The organism is Qipengyuania sp. (assembly GCF_042095715.1).
GTDB lineage: Bacteria > Pseudomonadota > Alphaproteobacteria > Sphingomonadales > Sphingomonadaceae > Qipengyuania.
In genome coordinates, this window is sequence record NZ_JBELMO010000143.1 from 1 (window position 1) to 2668 (window position 2668).

General features: G+C 67.7%; 3 protein-coding genes. 2 read left to right on the forward strand and 1 reads right to left on the reverse strand.

Annotation, left to right across the window (positions count from 1 at the left end; translation table 11 throughout):
- Both ACFDTG_RS16610 and ACFDTG_RS16615 read left to right on the forward strand, forming a co-directional pair.
- Window positions 1–611 (forward strand): inorganic phosphate transporter (locus ACFDTG_RS16610; RefSeq protein WP_375292023.1); only part of this gene is annotated, 611 nt, incomplete at its 5' end.
- 255 nt (window positions 612–866) lie between these two features.
- On the forward strand, window positions 867–2174 hold the full coding sequence (locus ACFDTG_RS16615) for an MFS transporter (RefSeq protein WP_375250197.1): 1308 nt from the start codon (window positions 867–869) through the stop codon (window positions 2172–2174).
- A gap of 47 nt (window positions 2175–2221) precedes the next feature.
- Here the strand turns inward: ACFDTG_RS16615 and ACFDTG_RS16620 are convergent.
- The coding region (locus ACFDTG_RS16620; RefSeq protein WP_375292024.1) for an RsmD family RNA methyltransferase at window positions 2222–2668 on the reverse strand (447 nt) is incomplete at its 5' end.

Here is a 2668-nt window from a genome sequence, read left to right on the forward strand (position 1 = left end):
GACGCTCTTCCGATCTTGGTGCGATCATCGCTGTATCGCAGGACCTGTCGCAGCGCGTGCAGGGCTATGGCGCGCTGAGCCGCGTCCCCGCATCGGCGGCGGAAAATATCCGCAACGACATGTATCTCGTGCTCGAGTCGATACGGATGGTGGGCAAGTCGCCAGCCGCCGGCCTCAGCGATCCCGAGAAGGCGGCGTTGGGCGACTATCAGTCGCGGCTGGAGAAGGGCACGCGCTACATCCCGTTGTGGGTGAAGGTGGCGGTCGCGCTGGCGCTGGGGCTTGGTACGATGATCGGCTGGAAGCGGATCGTCGTGACCGTCGGAGAGAAGATCGGCAAGCAGCACATGACCTATGGCATGGGCGCTTCGGCCGAGCTGGTCGCGGCGGCGACGATCCTCGCCGCGGATCGCTTCGGCCTGCCGGTTTCGACGACGCATATTCTGTCGTCGGGCGTGGCGGGCGCATCCGTCGCCAGCGGGCACGGATTGCAGCGCCGCACCCTGATACAGCTTGCGGCGGCATGGCTGCTGACGCTGCCGGTGGCGATGCTGCTGTCGGGGCTGCTTTACTGGGCGTTGCTGGTCGTGGTGCGCGGCGGAGGCTTCTGACGCGGACATTGTCCGCTCATCGGATCATCGAGCCAGGAAAAGCCGGGGCGGCGTTATTGGCCGCCGCCCCGTAGTTCAGGGAAAGATCGGGCGAGGGGGTCGTCCCGATCGGGACGGCGCCAAATAGGGGGAGGGCGCCGCCATCGCCGTCCTAGCGATCCAACATTGCTCCTTTATGTCGTTCGCTCCAGCAAACGTAACCGGCGCGACATTTTTGGGCGTTGACGATGCCGGGCGCGGGTTCGATGAGCGGACATGGCCCATGCTCTCTCCGCCGCCCCCGCGGCCGCGCCTGCCTCCCACCGCCGGATCCTGCTCGCGAGCCTCGTCGGCACCTCGGTCGAATTCTACGACTTCTATATTTATGCGACCGCCGCCTCGCTGGTCTTCGGGCCATTGTTCTTTCCGGCAAGCAGCCCGTCGGCGCAGTTGCTGGCGGCCTATGCCAGCCTCGCGGTGGCATTCCTCGCCCGTCCCGTCGGGGCATGGGTGTTCGGCCATTACGGCGATCGCATCGGCCGAAAGTCGACCCTCGTTGCCAGCCTGATGCTGATGGGGGGATCGACGCTCGCGATCGCCTTTCTGCCTACTTATGCCGATGCGGGCTATCTCGCACCGCTGCTGCTGTGCCTGCTGCGCTTCGGGCAGGGCTTCGGACTGGGCGGCGAATGGGGCGGCGCGGCGCTGCTGGCGGTGGAGAATGCCCCCGCCGGGCGCCGCGGCCGTTATGGGATGATGCCGCAACTGGGGGCGCCGGTCGGCTTCATCGCCGCCAACGGGCTGTTCCTGCTGCTGGGATGGTTGATGACCCCCGCGCAGTTCCTCTCCTGGGGCTGGCGCGTTCCGTTCCTGCTGTCGATCGTGCTGGTCGGGCTGGGGCTGTGGGTGCGGCTGAAGATCGCCGAAACCCCGGCGTTCGCGCGCGTGCTGGAGGAAGGACCTCCCCCGGCGGTACCGATGCGTGAGTTGCTGCGCGAGCATTGGCGTGCCGCACTGGGCGGGACGCTCGGCGCGGTGGCGTGTTTTGCGGTCTATTATCTCGCCACCGCCTTCGCGCTTGGCTACGCCACGACGGTGCTGGGCATCGATCGCCAGACGTTCCTCGGCATGCAGCTCGGCGCGGTCCTGTTCATGGCCGCGGGGATCGCGCTGTCGGGCGAATGGGCCGATCGCACCAGCCCGGGGCATGTCCTGACCTGGGGGTGCGTCGGCGCGGTCGTGGCCGGGTTCGCGCTGGTGCCGGGGCTGGGGTCGGCGGAACCGCTGCCGATCTTCGCCAGCCTGGCGTTTGCGCTGTTCGTGATGGGGTTCGTCTATGGCCCGCTGGGCGCCTGGTTACCGGGGCTGTTCCCGGCGAGGGTGCGCTACAGCGGGGTCAGTCTTGCGTTCAACATGGCAGGGATCATTGGCGGCGGCCTGACCCCGGTTGCGGCGCAGGCACTGGCGGAACGCGGCGGTCTGTGGCCGGTCGGTGGCTATCTGGCGGGTATGTCGCTGTTAAGCTTGGTCGCGCTGCTGTCGATGCGGCCGCGCGGCGGAGTGGCAGCGCCTCATTCGCTCTAGGCCCTCATCCGGTTTAGGCCCTCATTCGGTTTAGGCCCTCATTCGCTTTAAGCGAGGCGCAGCAGCGTCAGTCGCGCTCGTCCGTGAATGCGATCAGCGTCGGGAGCGAAGCCCGCCACATCGACCGTCTCCTCGCGGGCGGTTTCGATCGATACCCAGGTGGCGGGGCCGATCCAGCCGAGCCGAGCAAGCTTGTCGGCCGCCACCGCGCCCGCGCCAGTGCCATAGGGCGGGTCCATCATCACGATATCCAGCGGCGCGCGTGCTGGCCCCAGCGTCAGCACGGAGGCAGCACGAACGTCGGCGCCGGGCGCGCCCAGCTTCGCGATATTGGCGCGCAAGGCATCGAGCGCTGGCTTGTCCTGTTCGACGAACAGGCACGATGCAGCGCCCCGCGACAATGCCTCCAGTCCCAGCGCGCCCGACCCGGCGAACAGATCGGCGACCGCCAGCCCCTCGAAACTGCCGACACGGCTGGCCAGCATGGAGAACAA